Origin of the sequence: Pandoraea sp. ISTKB, assembly GCF_001721285.1 — a bacterium.
Classification (GTDB): Bacteria; Pseudomonadota; Gammaproteobacteria; order Burkholderiales; family Burkholderiaceae; genus Pandoraea; species Pandoraea capi.
The window spans coordinates 36,190-52,953 of sequence record NZ_MAOS01000031.1 but is presented as its reverse complement, the minus strand read 5'-3'; the positions used below and the strand labels follow the sequence as shown (position 1 = coordinate 52,953).

Below are 16,764 nucleotides of genomic sequence, written 5' to 3'. Positions count from 1 at the left end.
ACGGGGTGGAAAGTGTTGCCAGTATGCCGAATGCTATCAATCAATAGAAATTGATTATTAGAATCTATACGATAAAGCCAGACTATCAGTGTCGATAGCCTGGCGGCTATGGCATCGCCGCGACCCCGGCGGCGGCCATGCGGACTAGGGGGCGATCAGCCCTTGGGGTAGCGCACGGCACGCACCTTGCCGCTGGTTGCACCGCCGCAGTAGAAGGTCCCGTGTCCGTCGTACTCCAGGCCGCTCACGACCACGCCATCCGGCATCTGCACGCGCTTGAGCACTTCGCTGCTGGTCGGGTCGACCTGACGCAGTTCGCTCTGCTCGTTCTCCCACGTGCCGTGCCACAGTTCGTCGTTCGCCCACGTCACGCCCGTGACGAAGCGGTCGGACTCGATGGTGCGCAACACGCGTCCGTCCGCCGGATCGATTTGCAGAATGCGGCGGTCGCGGTACTGACCGACCCACAGGCTACCTTCGGCCCACGTGAGCCCGGAGTTGCTGCCCCGGTCGGCGGGCGCCGGGATCGAATGCAGCACGCGACCGGTCGACGGATCGATCTTGTCGATGCGCGATTCCGCGATTTGATAGAGATGCTTGCCGTCGAATGCGGTGCCGGCATCGCTCGGCGCATCGAGCGTGCGGCTGACTGCGCCGTTCGACGGATCGAAGGCCACCAGCGCGTCGCCGGTAGCGGCCCATACTTGCCGTCCATCGAAGGTCACGCCGTGGATGCGATCGAAGCCCGGGAACGGACCATATTCGCTGGTGATGTCGGCCGCGCTCACGGCGGTCGGTTGAAGGTGGCTTTGCTGCTGGGGTTTGCTCGTCATGTCAGGCTCCTGTCTTCTGTAGAGACGCCACGTTCGGCGCGCAAGTCCACTCTAGCCAAACGCCCATCCGGCAGGGAGTAACAATATCGTCGTGAATTCGGTGAGCGGAGGCGCCATCCAGCGACGCGCGCGCGCCAGCCCGATCGCACGAACCCGTCCCTGCGCCTGCAGATCGCCGAGCGCGCGCTGCACCGTGCGCTGACTGGCGCCAAGGGCCAGCGCGAGCGCCGACGTCGACCACGCGGCGCCGTCGGCCAGCAGCGCAACGAGCGATGCCCGTTCGCCATCGATGGGCGGAAGCAGCACGGCGACATCCGGCTCGCTTGTGCTGCCTGCGCGACCACACGGTCGCAGCGCGAAACCGGCCGCCGTGGCATCGATATCGGCGATGCCGCGAAGCAGCGTACGCAGACGCCCGATCTCGACGCGCAGACGTGCGCGATGCGTCTCGTCCATATCCTCGGCGCGGCGCAGGTGAAACGCTTCGGCGATCAGCCGTTCGCGCGAGGCATCTCCCGGCCAGGCGCGGGCCAGCGTCAACGCGAGCGTGAAGAGCACCGGACGCCTCGCCAGCGGACGCCACACGTTGCCCGTGCCGACACCACGACGGCAGGCGTCGATCACCAGCGTGTCGGAGTGCACCAGCGCTGCGGCGGCTTCGATCGACACCGTCTGCTCGCTGCCGCGCTGCCACCGTCTCGCCGCTGGGCGCGTCAGCACGTCATGAAGACCGTCGATCTCGGCGCGCAGTGCTGGCACACCGGCGGTGTCGGCGGCGGATCTTGCGCGGCCAAGCGCATGACGCGCGTCGTCGACGCGCAGGGTGCGCAGCGCCAGTTCCGCCGCAATCAGGGCATGCACGGCAACGAGACGTGCCGGGATATCACTGTGGGGCACCTCATCGATGGCCTGCGCCGTCGCATCGAGCTTGCCCATCAGCAGCAGACGCCGGGCCACGATGAGCCGCGCGAGCATGGAGTTGGGTGCGTCGCCATGCGACGCGAGATACGCCGCCGCCGTCTGCAATGCGCGAAGGGTGCCGCCGAGATCGCGCATGGCGAGCGCGACTTCGGCGTCGGCGACGACGCACCGTGCCCGCGCGAGGGCTTCATGTGCACCGAAGCCACGCGCCGCCCGCTTGAGCAGATCGCGGGCGAGGGGATAATCGCCGAGCTGCGCCATCGCGATTCCGCGCAGCGCAAGCGCCGGCGGATCGTCGCGAAGGGCGACACGGCGCAATGCGCCGAGCGGATCGCCCGCGGCCAGCGCGCGGGCGGAAGCGGCAAGGAGGGAGTCCATCGCGGGATATTACCGCGCGACCTCTAGCTCCCCGCCTCTGTGCCTAGGACGGGCGCGCCTTCGGCGTGCCGTCATCCGGTAGACGCGAAGGCAGACAAGAAACGCAGGATTACAATCGAGGCATCCCGACGCGAGGTAAGCCATGCCAAACCTATCGCACGAAGCGCACGACCACGATCATCCGCACCGCAACGGCAGCGATGGAGACGGCGATCACGATCACGCTCACCACACGCACGCCGGACACAGCCATGCGGGACACAGCCACGCAGGTCATAGTCATGCCAGTGGCGTGACCGATCAGCGGCGGATCGGCATCGCCTTCGTGCTCATCGCGGTTTTCATGGTGATCGAAATCGTCGGCGGCCTGCTCTCCGGTTCGCTTGCGCTGCTCGCCGACGCCGGCCACATGGTGAGCGATGCGGCCGCGCTCGCTTTTAGCTGGATCGCGATTCACTACGGCAAGCGACCGGCGACGCTGCAATTGACCTACGGTTACAAGCGGCTCGAAGTGCTGGCGGCATTCGTCAACGGATGCGCGCTATTCGTGATTGCGGGATGGATCGTGATCGAAGCGATCCGGCGGTTTGCCGAGCCGGTACCGATTGTGGGTACGACGATGCTTATCGTGGCGTTTGCGGGGCTGCTCGCGAACATCGCCGCGTTCATGGTGCTGCATGGCGGCAACCGCGAGAATCTGAACATGCGCGGTGCCTGGTTGCATGTGCTGGGCGACATGCTGGGCTCAGCGGCGGCGATCGTCGCGGCCGTCGTCATTCTGCTCACCGGCTGGATGCCCATCGACCCGCTGCTGTCGATCTTCGTGGCGGTCATCATTCTGAAGAGTGCGTGGGGCATCGTGAAGTCATCCGCCCACATCCTGCTCGAAGGCACGCCCGACTCGCTCAACCCCACGGAAATCAAGGCCGATCTGGAAGCCACGGTCACGCAGGTGCGCAGCGTGCATCACATCCACGCGTGGTCGATTACGGGCGAGCGTCACATGATCACCTTGCATGCCGTGCCCGCGCCCGGCGTGAGCACGCGCGACGCGATGGTCGCCGTGCAGCAACGACTGGCCACGCGCTTCAACGTGGAGCACGCCACGATTCAGATCGAAGACGCCGCATGTGAAGCGCAATCGCCGTGTAACGAGCGAGACGAATGACGCTGGCGGTCACGGCCCGGCAAGCGTTGCGCTTCGCCGGGCCGCAAACGTGCATTACCAGCGATACGTCACGCCGAGCTTTACGACAGGGTAGAAGCGAAGCCGGTCGGCCTTGTCCTGAAGCTCCTGACGCTGTGCATCGACGGTTGCCTGTCCGACGATAGTCGTGATGAACGGCGACACGTTGAGGTCGACCTTCGGCCGGCCGTACGCGACACCTGCATCGAACGACATCGACCAGCCGGGCGTGCCTTCCGGCGCATGGCCGAAACCGATACCGAGATACGGGCGCACCGTCGGCAGCTTGATACGGCCGGTCACCGACTGCCCTGCCGTCGGATAGGCTACGCCGCGATAGACATAGACGTCCTGCACCGCGTGGCCCACGAGATCGACATGGTCGTTGCCGACCAGCACGCCAGCCGTCAGGCGGAACGGCAACGTTGCGGGGGCCGGGAAAAAGTCCGCATAAATGCCGCCGTGCAGGAAACGCGCCTTGCCGTTGTAGCGCACTTGACCGGCCGTAAAGCTATGCGACAGCGCCAATCCATTCACGTCGGCACGCGCACCGATATGACGCGTGATACCGACACCCATACCGTAGCCCAGACCTTCGGTGCCCACGGTGCCGTACATTTCGATGGCGTGCGCATGCGCCGTGCATGCGAGCGTCGCCACGGCAAAAGCCATTGCCTTGCAGTTCATGTGTTACTTGCGACTCAAAAAAGGGGGAGAGACGTTAGAGGACGTTAGATGGCGTTGGGCCACGTCGAGAACGAGGATTGGCGAGCGTCGGCTGACAACCCGGATCGTTGAGACGGCGAACCGCGTTCGCGCATGCCCGTGTCGATCGTCGTTGCAGAGGGTGAGATCGCGTAGCAATAGGCGCGACCGGTCCTACGGTGTATTCCGAAATCAAACTTCACTACATTCCCCGCTGAGATGTTGCGCCCCTGACGTTTGCCGTGGTATCCGGCATCGTTCTGGTTTAGTGCCGCGATGCTAGCACGCGGCCTGTGACAGTCAGATTGGCCGTGAGCATGCGTTGCCGCCGCACAACAAGCGCAGGGCCGGGACGACGGATCGACGGTCCGGGCGGAGCCGATCCGGAGTATCCGTGCTCAGGAAGGCGTTTGAAACGTGGGGTTCAGCGTGGCGGAGATTCGCCGTCGTCACGGCAATCGCTTCCCGCGCATTGCCGCGGGGCGCCGCGCGCGTGCGCGCCCGGTCCGGACGACGTGCCCTGACGTCCGAAACCGATCTGCTGAAAGACACCGCCGCCGATTTCGAAACCGGTGGCGTAGTGATAAGCGGCAACGGTCGAACCGAGTGCCACCGACAGCAACAACAACGTTCCCGTACGCCAGCGGCGTCGGACCGTGGAAGCCATGTCTCCTCCCTGTCAGAGGTCGGCCCGCTCGGAAGACGCCTGCGCCGGCTAGCGACGATTGGCAAACCACACTCCGGCACTGCTACGTCCTGGCGGGGATCGAGTTTCCAGTAACGACTGAGTCTCGTTTTTTCGCGATTCTGCACGTGACCGCCCAGATTTGTCACCCCGGCTATCCCTAAGACCGTCACTTATATCGCAATGTGATATATATTCCGGCTTTCAGACGTCTCCCATATTCTTAGCCGCTGACTTATGACTGCATCGACTCCCCCGGACCATCCGGCGCCGCAACATGCCCCCGAGGTGCCCGACGCGCCGATCACAGCGCACGCCCTGACGAAGAGCGACTTCGAGGCGCTCTCGGAATTTCGTTATCGGCTGCGGCGCTTTCTCAATTTCAGCGAGACGGCGGCACGCGAGGGAGGCATCACACCGCAGCAGTATCTGTTGTTGCTGCACGTCAAAGGTATCCCCGGGCGGGAGTGGGCGTCTATCAGTGAATTAGCGGAGCGGCTTCAGGCCGTGCATCACAGCGTGGTCGCGCTCGTCGCCCGCTGCGAGAAGGCCGGGCTCGTGACGCGTCGTCAGAACGAGAGCGACCGGCGCGTCGTGGAAATTCATCTGTCCCCGGCGGGCGAAGCGTGTCTGGCGAATCTCGCCGCGCAGCATCGCAACGAACTGAGCACCTTCGCCGACATCTTCCACATTCGTGGTGTCCATCTGTAATCCCGGTACCGTCATGGCTTCTGCTCCTCATTCCACTCCGGCACAGGCGTCGGCGTCGACGCACGCCCCGATGGCGCTTCCCGCGCATGCGCGCGATTTCGCGCGGGCACCGGGGCTGCCGCGTCTCATTGCGCTGGCGGCCGTCATCGGCTTGTGCGGCGTGCCCGCTGCGTGGCTGCTGCTCAATCTGATTCAGGGGTTCACCAACCTCTTCTTCTATCAAACCCTCTCGTTCGCCGCGCACTCGCCGTCGCAAAACACACTCGGCATCGCGGTCATTGCCCTGCCTGTCATCGGCGGTCTGATCGTCGGCATCATGGCGCGCTTCGGCAGCGACAAGATTCGCGGACACGGCATTCCCGAAGCCATCGAGGCGATTCTGTTCGGCAAGAGCAAGATGTCGCCGCGCGTAGCCGTGCTCAAGCCGCTCTCGTCCGGCATCGTGATCGGCAGCGGCGGCCCGTTCGGCGCGGAAGGCCCGATCATCATGACGGGCGGCGCCGTCGGCTCGCTCATCGCACAGTACTTCCACCTGAGCGCCGCCGAGCGCAAGACCTTGCTCGTGGCCGGCGCCACGGCGGGCATGACAGCAGTCTTCGGCACACCGGTCGCCGCCGTGCTGCTGGCCGTGGAGCTGCTGCTGTTCGAATGGCGGCCGCGCAGTCTGCTGCCGGTGATCGTGGCGTGCGCCGTCGCCGGTTTCGCCCGCCCGCTGCTGCTCGAAGCTGGGCCCCTCTTTCCGATGACGACGCCGGCCGTCTCGCCCATTGCACTCGTCTCATGCCTGATTGCCGGGGTGTGCGCGGGTCTGCTTTCCGCCGGGATGTCGCGCGCGCTGTACGCCATCGAAGACGCCTTCCACAAGCTGCCCGTGCACTGGATGTGGTGGCCTGCCATCGGCGGTCTCGCCGTGGGCATTGGCGGCTATCTCGAACCGCGCGCGCTGGGCGTCGGTTACGACGTCATTGCCGATCTGCTTGCCGGACATTTCACGATGCACGCCGCGCTCGCGCTGCTGCTCGTCAAGGCGCTCATCTGGGCGATTGCGCTGGGGTCATGCACGTCCGGCGGCGTGCTCGCGCCGCTGCTCATGATCGGCGCGGGCCTCGGCACGTTGCTCGCGCCCGTGCTGCCCGGCGGCGACATCACACTCTGGGCGCTCGTCTGCATGGCCGCCACGCTCGCAGGCGTGCTTGGCGCACCGCTCACGGCCATCGTCTTTGCACTGGGACTGACGCACGACGTCAACGCCCTGCTGCCGCTGCTGCTGACCTGCGGCGTGTCCTACGGCGTCACGATCTGGATCATGCCGCGCTCGATCATGACGGAGAAGATCGCGCGCCGCGGGCGCCACATCCATCGCGAATACGGGGTCGATCCGCTGGAACGCCTGCACGTGGGTGAATTGATGACACGTGAACCGGAATCGCTGCGCGCCGAGATGTCCATCGACGACGCCGCGCAGCAGGCGTTCGGTGCGAGTCAGCGTCATCGCGCCTACCCGGTCGTCGATGCGTCGCGCGCCGTCCTTGGCATGGTCGACCGGCAGGCGCTCACTCGCGCGCAGACGCAGGGACTGCAAACGCTCGGGCAGTTGTACGGCGTGAATCCGCCGCTCGTCGCGCTGGCCTCGGAGACCGGGCGCATCGTGTCCGCGCGTTTCGCCGCGCATCATCTGGAGCGTTTGCCGGTGGTGAGCGATGCGACGTCACGCAAGCTCGTCGGCATCATCAGTCGCAGCGATCTGGTGAAACCGGCCGAACACTGGCGCTCCGAAGAAGAGGTGCGCGAGCGCATGCTGCATCTGGGACGCAAGCGCGCCTGAGCGTCGATATCCATTGGCACGTGGCGCGCATTCGTACGAGGTTGACGCGCGCCACGTCGTTGATCCACCATCGGGGACTTGATCCCACCGACAACGCACCGCCGCGTGCGTCACACCCCGATGGCGACGACCCGCTCCCCTAAGACGCCGACTCCCGCCACCGACGACACGCGCATTCGCATCGGCGTCGGCGGCTGGAACTTCGCCCCGTGGCAAGGCACGTTCTATCCCGAGAAGTGGCCCAAGCGCCGCGAACTCGAATATGCGAGCCGACACCTCACCTCCATCGAAATCAACAGCACGTTCTACGGCTCGCAAAAGCCTGCGACGTTTCGCAACTGGTTCGAAGAAACGCCAGACGACTTCGTGTTCTCGGTGAAGGCGTCGCGGTACGCCACGCATCGTCGCGTGCTGGCCGAAGCGGGCGACTCCGTGGCGCGCTTCTTCGACAGCGGCGTGCTGGAGCTGGGCAAGAAGCTCGGCCCGGTGAACTGGCAATTCGCACCGACAAAGACGTTCGACGCGGAAGACTTCGAGCACTTCCTGAATCTGCTGCCGACAACGGCGGGCGGACACACGATCCGTCATGCGCTGGAAGTGCGCCACGAGAGCTTTGCGACACCCGACTTCGTCGCGCTGGCGCGCAAGTACGAGATGGCCATCGTACTGGCCGGCGACGCCAAGTTTCCATGCATCGCCGACATCACGGCACCCTTCGTCTATGCGCGGTTAATGGGCACGCAGGAGCGCTACAAACTCGGGTATGCCCCGAAGGCGATGGCGCAATGGCTGGACCGCGCGACGACGTTCGCCGTCGGTGGCATGCCTGACGATCTCGACACCGTCGCCAAAGCACCGCCCAAGGTCAAACATCGCGACGTGTTCCTCTATGTCATCAGCGGCTTCAAGGAGCGCAACCCGGCCGCCGCGATGGCGATGATCGACGGGCTCGGGAAACGCTGAGGTTCCGCTGACGTTCCGCTCACGCTCTGCCTGCAATAAAAAACGCGGCGCACAAGGCGCCGCGTCCGGTACAGCAACTGCCAGGTCAATCGTCGATCAGTCGATCAGTGCATCGCCGCGGAATTGCGGGCTTCGGCCGCGTTCTGCGCCGGCACGTCGCCGCGCGTGCGCTCCCATGCGTTCTTCGCGAGCAGTGCGATCGTCGCGATCACCGCCGGAATCGCCAGCAGCGAGAACGTCGCGGAAAATCCCAGATGACGGCGCACGAGTTCCGCGCCGAGCAATGCGCCCGCGATCCCGCCAAAGCGTCCGATGCCGAGCATCCATGCCACGCCCGTGGCACGGCCATTTGTCGGGTAGAACATGGCAGCCAGCGACGGCATCGACGATTGCGCGCCGTTCATCGCCGTGCCCGCGAGGAAGATCAGCGTGACGAGCATGCCGATGTCGCCGATCGCCTGACCGACCGCATACACCAGCACCGCCGTCAGCGCGTAGCCGAACGCCACCACCTTCTGCGCGTTGAACTTGTCCATCAGCCAGCCCGACAGGATCGTGCCGATACCGCCGCCGAGCGGGAACAAAGCCGTAATCAGTGCGGCGCGCTCGACCGTGAAGCCCGCGTCCTTGAACAGGATCGGCATCCAGCTGGTGAGCAGATAGAAGATCACGAGGCCCATGAAGTAGGTCACCCACAGCATCACGGAGCCAAAACCGTACTGCTTCGAGAGCACCACGCCGATGGCTGAACCTGCGCGCTTCGGCGCGGCTTCGTTCACCGTGAAGGTATTCACATCATCGAACGATTCGCCCGCAATACGCGACAGGATGCGACGCACGCGCGCCACCGGCTTCTGCCTGACCACGAGGAACTTCACCGACTCCGGCAGGCACGCAATCAGCAACACCGAGAGCACCAGCGGCAGCACGCCGCCGAGCACCAGCACGCTATGCCAGCCGAAATGCGGAATCAGCCACGAGGCCACGAAGCCGCCAACTGAAGCACCGAGCGGAAAGCCGCAGAACATCGTGTTGACGATCACGGCACGGCGCGCTTCCGGCGCGTATTCGGAAATCAGCGTCACGGCGTTCGGCATCGCGGCGCCGAGTCCGAGGCCCGTCAGAAAGCGCAGCACGGTCAGCGTCTGAAGATCCTGTGCGAAGGCCGTGGCAAGACTCGCCACGCCGAAGAACACCACAGACAACACGAGTACGGTCTTGCGGCCTGCCTTGTCGGCCAGCGGCCCGGCGAAGATCGCCCCGCCCGCCAGCCCGAACAGCGCCGCCGAGAGTACCGGGCCGAGCGAGCCCTTGTCGATATGCCATTGCTGCACCAGCGACGGCGCGATGTAACCGATGGCGGCGGTATCGAAGCCGTCGATGGCCACGATGAAGAAACACAGGATCAGCACCAGCCACTGATAGCGGGAAAAGCGCTGGGCGTTGATGTAGGCGGGCACGTCCACCGTGCGCGGATGATTCATGACGCTGTCTCCTCGGGGCGCAAGCGCTCCGTTGTTCATTCCATTATTTTTTGGAAATCGATCACCGCCGGTGCGCATCCGTGTGTCGGGGGTGGCGCGCGAGCCGGGGGCTGGCCGTCCTGCCGTCTTGATGCGGCATGGCGGCACTGCGGCAAAGCAGATTTCTGCCGCTAATGTACGTCCATATCCCGCCTGTCGAAATGATCTTTCGTCAGGCCATCCATAACGGGCGGTTATGCGTGACGCCACCGGTGGCGGTTATAGCACACCGGTGGTGTGGTCCTTGAGACGGCGGCCACGGCCTGCCGCCCCATCAGGCCCGCTCAGACGGCTCCGACTCAGGCGAGCGGCAGGCCGACGTAGTTTTCCGCCAGCATCAGCGACGCCGCACGCGAACTCACCACGTACTCCAGTTCGGCGCGCTGCATCTGTTGCTCGAACGGCGTGGCGTCGTCCAGACGATGCAGCATGCGGGTCATCCAGTACGAGAAGTGTTCCGCACGCCAGATGCGCTTGAGCGCCGCCTCCGAATACCCCTGCAACGCCGTCTCACTGTCCCGGTGAAAGAAGTCATCGAGCGCGTGCGACAGTCGCCACACGTCGGCCACCGCGAGGTTCATCCCCTTCGCGCCGGTCGGCGGCACGATGTGCGCAGCGTCGCCCGCGAGAAAGAGACGTCCGTACTGCATCGGCGTGGCGACGAAGCTGCGCATGGCGACGACGTTCTTCTGGAAGATCGGGCCTTCCGTGAGACGCCAGCCGTCGTCGCTCTCCGTGCGCGTGTGCAGTTCTTCCCAGATGCGCGCGTCGCTCCACGTCTCGGCACGCTCGTTGGGATCGCACTGGAAGTACATGCGCTGCACCGTCGGCGAGCGCGTACTGATCAGTGCAAAACCTCGCTCGTGCGCAGCGTAGATCAGTTCGTCCGACGACGGCGGGGCCTCGACCAGCACGCCGAACCAGCCGAACGGGTACACGCGCTGGTATTCCTTACGCACCGACGCGGGCATGGCCGGACGGCACACGCCGTGGAAGCCGTCGCAGCCGGCGATGAAATCGCATGTGAGGCGTCGCGGTTGTCCGTCCACGGTGAACTGCACGCTCGGTTGCGTGCTGTCGACGTCGTGAACCGACACGTCCGATACATCGAACAGGATCTCGCCCTGCGCCGCTTCACGCGCCGCGATCAGATCCTTGATGACCTCGTGCTGCGCGTAGACCGTGATCGAGCGCCCGGTCAGCTCGGTCAGCGCGATGCGATGACGCTGCCCGCCGAAGGCAAGTTCGACACCGTGGTGCACCGCGCCTTCACGGCGCATGCGCTCACCCACGCCCGTGTCGTTGAGGATGTCCATCGTGCCCTGCTCCAGCACACCGGCGCGAATGGTCGACTCGACCGACGCACGCGAGCGCGATTCGAGCACGATCGAATCGATACCCTTGAGATGCAGCAGATGGGAAAGCAGCAAGCCGGCGGGACCGGCGCCGACGATGACGACGGGGTAATGGGTGCGCATAGGTTGTCTCCTGTGATTGCACCGCCCACGTCCGGCACACCTGCACCGGGCATCTCGCGACATGAATCAGGCAAAAGCGAGGCAAAAGAGGGAAGCCCCGGCAGCGGACGAATTGCATTTCTTGGTTGTCTCACGCTCGCTGCACCCACTTAGGACTACGCGTAAACACGCATGCCCGTGCGCCTGTCCTAAGTGCTTTTTTAACGCCTTGTCACGAGGGGCGAATGCGTCATATCTTATGGAGCGCGCACGTCGCGTTGAATGGATGAATCGGCGACTTTCTTGTACTTTTTCGACAACTTCGACCAAGGGAAAACCAGTATGTCAGGCGCGTCATCCCGGCTGCGCGCGGCGCGCGAGGCGATTCCGGAATTCTCGTTGTACGGTGAGTTGACCGAAACCGACAGTGGCGACTTCGTCCATATCGAATGGATCGAGACACGCAGCCGTCTCTACGACTGGCATATCGATACGCATCGCCATCTGGGTCTGTTTCAGGTGCTCGCGATCTTCGAAGGCAAGGTCGAGGCAAATGTCGACGATGCGACGTGGGAAGTCGAAGGCCCCGCCGTCATCACGGTGCACCCGTCAGCCGTGCACAACTTCCGCTTCTCGCGCGGCGCGCATGGCTTCGTGCTCACCATGGCGCAGAGCGTGCCGTTCGACGCCGCCATCGGTGCGGATGCCGACATGACCTCGCTGCTTCGCAAGCCGTGGCTGTTTGCGCTGGCCGATGCGCCGCAGACACGCGATCGCCTCTACACGCTGCTCGGTCTCATCATGGACGAGTTTTCGCGCCCGCAACTGGGGCATGCGGAAATGGTCGGATGGCTCACGCGCAGCGTGCTGCTATTGCTCGCACGCCTGCATGCGCATCACGATTCCGCCACGCGCACGGGACGCACGGAACTGGATCTGTTCGCGCGGTTTCGCGCGCTCGTGGAAACGCATTACACCGAGGCGTGGGCCGTACCCGCCTACGCCGAACGCCTGCATGTGACGGAGAGCAAGCTCAATCGTCTGTGCCGGCGTATCTCGGGAAAATCGGCGTTCGATCTGGTGCAGGATCGTCTGATGCTCGAAGCACGACGCAAGCTCATCTATATTCCCGCGCCGGTCTCGCACGTCGCCTACGAACTCGGGTTTCAGGACCCGGCGTATTTCTGCCGCGTGTTCAAGCGCCATGTCGGTGTGACGCCGTCCGCCTTCCGGCGTACGGCGCAACACGCGCATCTGGGCGACGACTCGGCGCTATCTGCCGAACTGTTGCCCTGATGTAGCCCGAGCATCCCGCGAGGGCGACATACCAAGGTGACTGACGATCGCGCCGACGGAACGACATCGGCGCCATCGAAACCGTTTAGCCGCGCAGGAAACTCAGCAACGCGTCGGTCACGGCAGGGGCGCACTCGATGTTCGACAGATGCGCCCCGGGCACGATGACCTGCTGCGCGCCGCGAATGCGCTCGACCATGGCCGTCGACATGGCAGGTGGCGTCGCCAGATCGCCGGCGCCGGTCACGATCAGCGTCGGCGCCGTGATCGCGGCGATCTCATCCAGTTGGTTCATGTCGCGCACCGCCGCACATGCCGCGGCATAACCCGCCGGGGCGAGCGAGCGGAACATCGCCTTCATCCGTTCGACGGTGGCGCTCTCACGCTGCGCGTATTCCGGTGTGAACCAGCGCGAGACGACGGCATCCGTCACGGCGTTCATACCGTCGGCCTGCACGGCTCGAATGCGGCCGTTCCACACGTCCTCGGCGCCGATATGGGCCGACGAGCAGACGATGGCGAGGCGGTCCAGACGTTGCGGCGCGTGAATCCCCAGCCACATGCCCGTCATGCCGCCCATCGACACACCGGCGAGACTGGCGCGCTCGATGTCCAGTGCGTCGAGCAGAGCGACGACGTCGCGCCCCAATTGATCGATCACGTACGGCCCGGGCGTGACGGACGATCCGCCATGCCCCCGCGTGTCGTAGCGGATCACACGGAATTCACGTGCAAGCGCAGGCACTTGCGGCGCCCACATCTCCAGCGTCGTGCCCAGCGAGTTCGAGAGCACGAGCGCCGGCGCATGGTCGTCGCCATCGATAGCCACGCGCAGTTGGGCATCGCCCACGTCGATCAGACATTCCACGGTCATTTGTCTTGTTCCCTCAACCTTGTGCGTCCGGCGTCGCGGACTTCGGTGCGCGCGTCGTCGATCCCGGCTCGGCGGCTTCCATCTCCGCGAAGACCTTCTCGGCATCGTGAATCGCCTGATTGGCCGCGGGCAGGCCGGCGTACAGCGCGGCGTGCATGAACAGTTCCTTCATCTCTTCGCGCGTCACACCGTTGTTGAACGCGGCGCGCACATGCATGCGGAATTCGTCGCCGCGATTGAGCGCGATGAGCAGCGAGAGCGTGATCATGCTGCGCATGTGGCGCGTGAGGCCCGGGCGGGTCCAGATGTCGCCCCAGGCGAAGCGCGTGATGAAGTTCTGGAAGTCGTCGTTGAACTCGTTGCGGCGGGTGAGCGTGCGGTCCACGTGCGCGTCGCCGAGCACGCCGCGTCGCACTTCCATGCCGTTGTCGTAGCGTTCCTGATCGTTCATTGGGATGTCCTGCCGGAAGGTGAAGACGGCGCGACCGTTGCCACGTCCACCTGTGCGAGCACACGGCTCACGAACGTGTCGGCAGCGCCGAGATAGTGTTGGGGATCCGTGAGGCGTTCAAGCGCCTCGCCGGACAGAATGCGGGTGATGTCGGCGTCCTCGCGAAGCACGTCGAGCAGGTGACGCCCCTGCGCGAGCGCATCGCGACAACGGGCCTCCACGCGCCGATGCGCTTCGAGTCGCCCCATCGATTCGCCGAGCGCCATCGTCACGGCTTCGGCCATGATCAACCCATGGGTGACGTCGAGATTCGCACGCATGCGAGACACGTCGACGGTCCAGTCCTGCACGAGCGTGCGCGCCGTCGCCAGCGCACCACCACACAGCATGAGCAGTTCGGGCAAGGTCTCCCACTCCGCATGCCAGGTGCCGAGTCCGCGCTCATGGTCCTGTTGCATCGCGCCGAACAGCGTGGCAACGAGTTGCGGCGTGCGCGCGGCTGCCGCGAGGATTGCCGCGCAACCGACCGGGTTGCGCTTGTGCGGCATGGTGGACGAGCCGCCGCGCCCCGGGCCGGAGGCTTCCGCGATCTCGCCGACTTCCGTCTGCGTGAGCAGAGCGGTATCGCGCGCGAACTTGCCGAGCGAGCCCGTCAGCGATGCCGCCCAGCTCCCCACGCGCACGATCCGGTCACGTTGCCCGTGCCAGGGCGTCGCCGCGTCCGACAATCCGAGGTGACGCGCCAGCGCCGCCGCCACCGCAGGGCCGTGCGTGCCGAGCGAGGCCAGCGTGCCCGCCGCGCCGCCGAACTGCACGCAAAGCACCTGATCGCGCACGCTCGTGAGGTCGGCGCGCGCACGCAGCAATGCGTCGAGCGTGCCGGCCAGTTTGAGGCCGAAGGTGATGGGCAAGGCGTGCTGAAGCCACGTCCGTCCGATCATGACCGTGGTGCGATGCTGGCGCACTTGCGCCGCGAGTTGCTGAATCAGCGCATCGAGATCGGTGCCGAGATCATCGAGGGCGCCGCGTATCTGTAGTACGAGGCCGGTGTCGATGGCGTCCTGACTGGTCGCGCCCCAGTGCACATAGCGGGCGGCATCGGCGTCGAGCGTCTTCACGCGCGCTGTAAGTTGTTTGATCAGGGGGATGGCGAGGTTGCCCGCGCAGGCAGCAGCGTCGCGCAGCGCCTCCCAATCGAGGTCGCCGGCGCGCGCGGCCGCGGTAATCGGCGCGACGGCGGTGGCCGGGATCAGCCCCGTTTCGGCTTCGGCGGCGGCCAGCGCCACTTCGAAGTCGAGCATGCTCTGGAGCGTGGCGTCGCGGGAAAATCGCGTCGACACGGCCGCGCCGCGCAGCAAGGAATCAAGCAGTTCCGTCATCGGGAAATCGATGTTAGGTGCGTTGTTGGTGCGTTGCAAAATGCAGATACGGCCACGGGCCACCGGCATTCGCATGCCGGCAGCCCGAAGCCGCGCCAGTCCTGGTCTGACGTATCGGTTTAGGTTGCCGATGACGTGTGCGACATCACAGGTCGAGGAACACCGTCTCCTCGTCCCCCTGCATACGGATGTCGAACCGGTACGTCACCCGTCCACCGTTCGTCTCGCGCCGGGCGATCAACGTGTGACGACGCTCGGCCGGCACTTGTTGCAGCACGGGGTCCAGCGCGTTAGCCGCAGCCTCGTCGTCGAAATAGATACGCGTAAACAGATGATTGAGCAAGCCCCGCATCGTCAGCACGACGTCGATGCGCGGGGCGTCTCCCTGCACAGCCGCGCCGGGCTTGATGGTCTCGATGACAAAACGGTTCTCGGCATCCGTACCGGTACCGCAACGGCCCGCCCCGGCGAACCCGGTGCGCTCGATATCGTCGGCCGTCTGCACGTAGCGCCCATGGGCGTCGGCCTGCACGATTTCAATCAGGGCGTCGTTGATCGGATTGCCTGCGCCGTCGAATACCTGACCGATCAGACGAATGTGCTCCCCGTCAGCGCGATCGCTCGCGACGACCGGCGTGAAAGCGCTCTTGAAGTCGTACAGGTATTGTTCCGGCGACAGGCCGTAGGCGAAGTATGGACCGACGGTCTGCGACGGCGTTTGCTTGAGATCTGACGTGTTGGACATGGCTCAGGACTCCATCGGCGTTTGGTCGGCACCGCGCAACACGATGTCGAATTCGTACCCCAGCGCGTATTCCGGTTCGGTGATATCCATCGAGAAGCGCGCAATCAGACGGTCGCGGGCCTGCGCCGGCGTCGCCTGGAAGATCGGGTCGTAAGCGAGGAGCGGATCGCCCGGGAAGTACATCTGCGTCACCAGCCGGGTCGCAAAGTAATGCCCGAACACCGAGAAGTGCAAATGCTGCGGACGCCATGCGTTGTGGTGGTTCTTCCACGGATAGGCGCCCGGCTTGATCGTCAGGAATTTGTAGCGTCCGTCGGCATCGGTCATCGCGCGGCCAGCGCCGAGGAAGTTCGGATCGAGCGGCGCGTCGTGCTGGTCGACCTTATGGACGTAGCGCCCGCATGCGTTGGCCTGCCACAGCTCCACGAGCGTGTTCGGCACCGGGCGGCCGCCTTCGTCGAGCACACGGCCGGTGACGATCATGCGCTCGCCCAGCGGTTCGCCATTACGAACGGCATTACGCGTGAGATCGCCGTCGAGCGCGCCGATGATGCCGTTGCCGTAGACCGGCGAGCGCAGGTCCGCGAGGTTCTGCCTGACCGGCACGAGCAGTTGTTTGGGCCCGCGCAGCGCCGTGGACTTGTACCCGCTGTCAATCAGCTTGGGATGGGAATCCCAGTCGCGGGGGCGCAGGACGGTTGTCGTCTTCGACATGGTCTCACTCCATTTTGTGTTGACTGATCTGGCAGGCACGTTGGCCGATCGCCAGCTTGTTTTCGACACTATATCCATAATCAACGGATATATTTATTGACATTTTCTTAGGTTTTTC

Annotated in this window: 16 protein-coding genes; 5 read left to right on the top strand and 11 right to left on the bottom strand. The window is 64.8% G+C overall.

Annotated elements, in window-relative coordinates; genetic code table 11:
• Positions 1-155: 155 nt before the first annotated feature.
• Together A9762_RS11420 and A9762_RS11415 are read right to left on the bottom strand one after the other, a co-directional pair.
• On the bottom strand, positions 156-833 hold the full coding sequence (locus A9762_RS11420) for a PQQ-binding-like beta-propeller repeat protein (RefSeq protein WP_069342162.1): 678 nt from the start codon (positions 831-833) through the stop codon (positions 156-158).
• Between the two features lie 51 nt (positions 834-884).
• A complete protein-coding gene (locus A9762_RS11415) occupies positions 885-2,132 on the bottom strand; it encodes a DNA-binding protein (protein WP_069342161.1) in 1,248 nt (415 codons plus the stop codon).
• 142 nt (positions 2,133-2,274) lie between these two features.
• On the opposite strand from A9762_RS11415, the gene A9762_RS11410 reads away from it, so the two are divergent.
• The gene (locus A9762_RS11410; protein WP_083253841.1) at positions 2,275-3,300 is read left to right on the top strand and encodes a cation diffusion facilitator family transporter; all 1,026 of its coding nucleotides are present in this window, start codon (positions 2,275-2,277) and stop codon (positions 3,298-3,300) included.
• Between the two features lie 54 nt (positions 3,301-3,354).
• On the opposite strand, the gene A9762_RS11405 is transcribed toward A9762_RS11410, so the two are convergent.
• Together A9762_RS11405 and A9762_RS11400 are read right to left on the bottom strand one after the other, a co-directional pair.
• Positions 3,355-4,005 carry a hypothetical protein gene (locus tag A9762_RS11405; protein WP_069342160.1) on the bottom strand — a complete coding sequence of 217 codons (651 nt, stop codon included), beginning with the start codon at positions 4,003-4,005 and terminating at the stop codon, positions 3,355-3,357.
• A 442-nt stretch (positions 4,006-4,447) separates the two neighbouring features.
• Positions 4,448-4,690 carry a hypothetical protein gene (locus tag A9762_RS11400; RefSeq protein WP_069342159.1) on the bottom strand — a complete coding sequence of 81 codons (243 nt, stop codon included), beginning with the start codon at positions 4,688-4,690 and terminating at the stop codon, positions 4,448-4,450.
• Positions 4,691-4,945: 255 nt separating this feature from the next.
• Between A9762_RS11400 and A9762_RS11395 the strand changes: the two genes are divergently transcribed.
• The 3 genes from A9762_RS11395 (at position 4,946) to A9762_RS11385 (ending at position 8,207) form a co-directional block, all read left to right on the top strand.
• Positions 4,946-5,419: a MarR family winged helix-turn-helix transcriptional regulator gene (locus A9762_RS11395; protein ID WP_083253840.1), complete on the top strand. Its 474-nt coding sequence runs from the start codon at positions 4,946-4,948 to the stop codon at positions 5,417-5,419.
• A gap of 70 nt (positions 5,420-5,489) precedes the next feature.
• Positions 5,490-7,244 (top strand): chloride channel protein, encoded by a 1,755-nt coding sequence (locus A9762_RS11390; RefSeq protein ID WP_069342158.1) that lies wholly within the window; start codon positions 5,490-5,492, stop codon positions 7,242-7,244.
• A 120-nt stretch (positions 7,245-7,364) separates the two neighbouring features.
• Entirely contained in the window at positions 7,365-8,207 is an 843-nt protein-coding gene (locus A9762_RS11385; RefSeq protein ID WP_069342157.1) for a DUF72 domain-containing protein, read from the top strand.
• A gap of 104 nt (positions 8,208-8,311) precedes the next feature.
• Here the strand turns inward: A9762_RS11385 and A9762_RS11380 are convergent, their stop codons facing one another.
• Together A9762_RS11380 and pobA are read right to left on the bottom strand one after the other, a co-directional pair.
• Entirely contained in the window at positions 8,312-9,691 is a 1,380-nt protein-coding gene (locus A9762_RS11380) for an MFS transporter (protein ID WP_069342156.1), read from the bottom strand.
• A gap of 338 nt (positions 9,692-10,029) precedes the next feature.
• Positions 10,030-11,208, bottom strand: a complete 1,179-nt coding sequence (pobA, locus tag A9762_RS11375; protein WP_069342155.1) for a 4-hydroxybenzoate 3-monooxygenase — start codon at positions 11,206-11,208, stop codon at positions 10,030-10,032.
• Positions 11,209-11,529: 321 nt separating this feature from the next.
• On the opposite strand from pobA, the gene A9762_RS11370 reads away from it, so the two are divergent.
• Positions 11,530-12,483, top strand: coding sequence for a helix-turn-helix domain-containing protein (locus A9762_RS11370; protein WP_069342202.1), 954 nt, complete (start codon positions 11,530-11,532; stop codon positions 12,481-12,483).
• Positions 12,484-12,568: 85 nt separating this feature from the next.
• On the opposite strand, the gene pcaD is transcribed toward A9762_RS11370, so the two are convergent.
• The 5 genes from pcaD to pcaH all read right to left on the bottom strand — a co-directional run bounded on the left by pcaD (position 12,569) and on the right by pcaH (position 16,646).
• The gene (pcaD, locus tag A9762_RS11365) at positions 12,569-13,357 is read right to left on the bottom strand and encodes a 3-oxoadipate enol-lactonase (RefSeq protein ID WP_069342154.1); all 789 of its coding nucleotides are present in this window, start codon (positions 13,355-13,357) and stop codon (positions 12,569-12,571) included.
• A gap of 13 nt (positions 13,358-13,370) precedes the next feature.
• Positions 13,371-13,808 carry a 4-carboxymuconolactone decarboxylase gene (gene pcaC / locus A9762_RS11360; protein ID WP_069342153.1) on the bottom strand — a complete coding sequence of 146 codons (438 nt, stop codon included), beginning with the start codon at positions 13,806-13,808 and terminating at the stop codon, positions 13,371-13,373.
• Positions 13,805-15,187 (bottom strand): 3-carboxy-cis,cis-muconate cycloisomerase, encoded by a 1,383-nt coding sequence (locus tag A9762_RS11355; RefSeq protein WP_069342201.1) that lies wholly within the window; start codon positions 15,185-15,187, stop codon positions 13,805-13,807. Before A9762_RS11355 ends, pcaC begins: the two co-directional genes overlap by 4 nt.
• Positions 15,188-15,332: 145 nt before the next feature.
• Positions 15,333-15,932, bottom strand: coding sequence for a protocatechuate 3,4-dioxygenase subunit alpha (gene pcaG, locus A9762_RS11350; protein ID WP_069342152.1), 600 nt, complete (start codon positions 15,930-15,932; stop codon positions 15,333-15,335).
• A gap of 3 nt (positions 15,933-15,935) precedes the next feature.
• The gene (gene pcaH / locus A9762_RS11345; RefSeq protein WP_069342151.1) at positions 15,936-16,646 is read right to left on the bottom strand and encodes a protocatechuate 3,4-dioxygenase subunit beta; all 711 of its coding nucleotides are present in this window, start codon (positions 16,644-16,646) and stop codon (positions 15,936-15,938) included.
• Between the last annotated feature and the right edge of the window lie 118 nt (positions 16,647-16,764).

What these genes read in the sequence shown, in the direction of transcription:
- A9762_RS11385 (WP_069342157.1), top strand. Translation starts at nt 7,365, where the DNA reads ATGGCGACGACCCGCTCCCCTAAGACGCCGACTCCCGCCACCGACGAC.
- A9762_RS11415 (WP_069342161.1), bottom strand. Translation starts at nt 2,132, where the DNA reads ATGGACTCCCTCCTTGCCGCTTCCGCCCGCGCGCTGGCCGCGGGCGAT.
- pcaH (WP_069342151.1), bottom strand. Translation starts at nt 16,646, where the DNA reads ATGTCGAAGACGACAACCGTCCTGCGCCCCCGCGACTGGGATTCCCAT.
- A9762_RS11420 (WP_069342162.1), bottom strand. Translation starts at nt 833, where the DNA reads ATGACGAGCAAACCCCAGCAGCAAAGCCACCTTCAACCGACCGCCGTG.
- pcaD (WP_069342154.1), bottom strand. Translation starts at nt 13,357, where the DNA reads ATGACCGTGGAATGTCTGATCGACGTGGGCGATGCCCAACTGCGCGTG.
- A9762_RS11355 (WP_069342201.1), bottom strand. Translation starts at nt 15,187, where the DNA reads ATGACGGAACTGCTTGATTCCTTGCTGCGCGGCGCGGCCGTGTCGACG.
- A9762_RS11395 (WP_083253840.1), top strand. Translation starts at nt 4,946, where the DNA reads ATGACTGCATCGACTCCCCCGGACCATCCGGCGCCGCAACATGCCCCC.
- A9762_RS11370 (WP_069342202.1), top strand. Translation starts at nt 11,530, where the DNA reads ATGTCAGGCGCGTCATCCCGGCTGCGCGCGGCGCGCGAGGCGATTCCG.
- A9762_RS11390 (WP_069342158.1), top strand. Translation starts at nt 5,490, where the DNA reads ATGGCGCTTCCCGCGCATGCGCGCGATTTCGCGCGGGCACCGGGGCTG.
- pcaG (WP_069342152.1), bottom strand. Translation starts at nt 15,932, where the DNA reads ATGTCCAACACGTCAGATCTCAAGCAAACGCCGTCGCAGACCGTCGGT.
- pobA (WP_069342155.1), bottom strand. Translation starts at nt 11,208, where the DNA reads ATGCGCACCCATTACCCCGTCGTCATCGTCGGCGCCGGTCCCGCCGGC.
- A9762_RS11400 (WP_069342159.1), bottom strand. Translation starts at nt 4,690, where the DNA reads ATGGCTTCCACGGTCCGACGCCGCTGGCGTACGGGAACGTTGTTGTTG.
- A9762_RS11380 (WP_069342156.1), bottom strand. Translation starts at nt 9,691, where the DNA reads ATGAATCATCCGCGCACGGTGGACGTGCCCGCCTACATCAACGCCCAG.
- A9762_RS11405 (WP_069342160.1), bottom strand. Translation starts at nt 4,005, where the DNA reads ATGAACTGCAAGGCAATGGCTTTTGCCGTGGCGACGCTCGCATGCACG.
- pcaC (WP_069342153.1), bottom strand. Translation starts at nt 13,808, where the DNA reads ATGAACGATCAGGAACGCTACGACAACGGCATGGAAGTGCGACGCGGC.
- A9762_RS11410 (WP_083253841.1), top strand. Translation starts at nt 2,275, where the DNA reads ATGCCAAACCTATCGCACGAAGCGCACGACCACGATCATCCGCACCGC.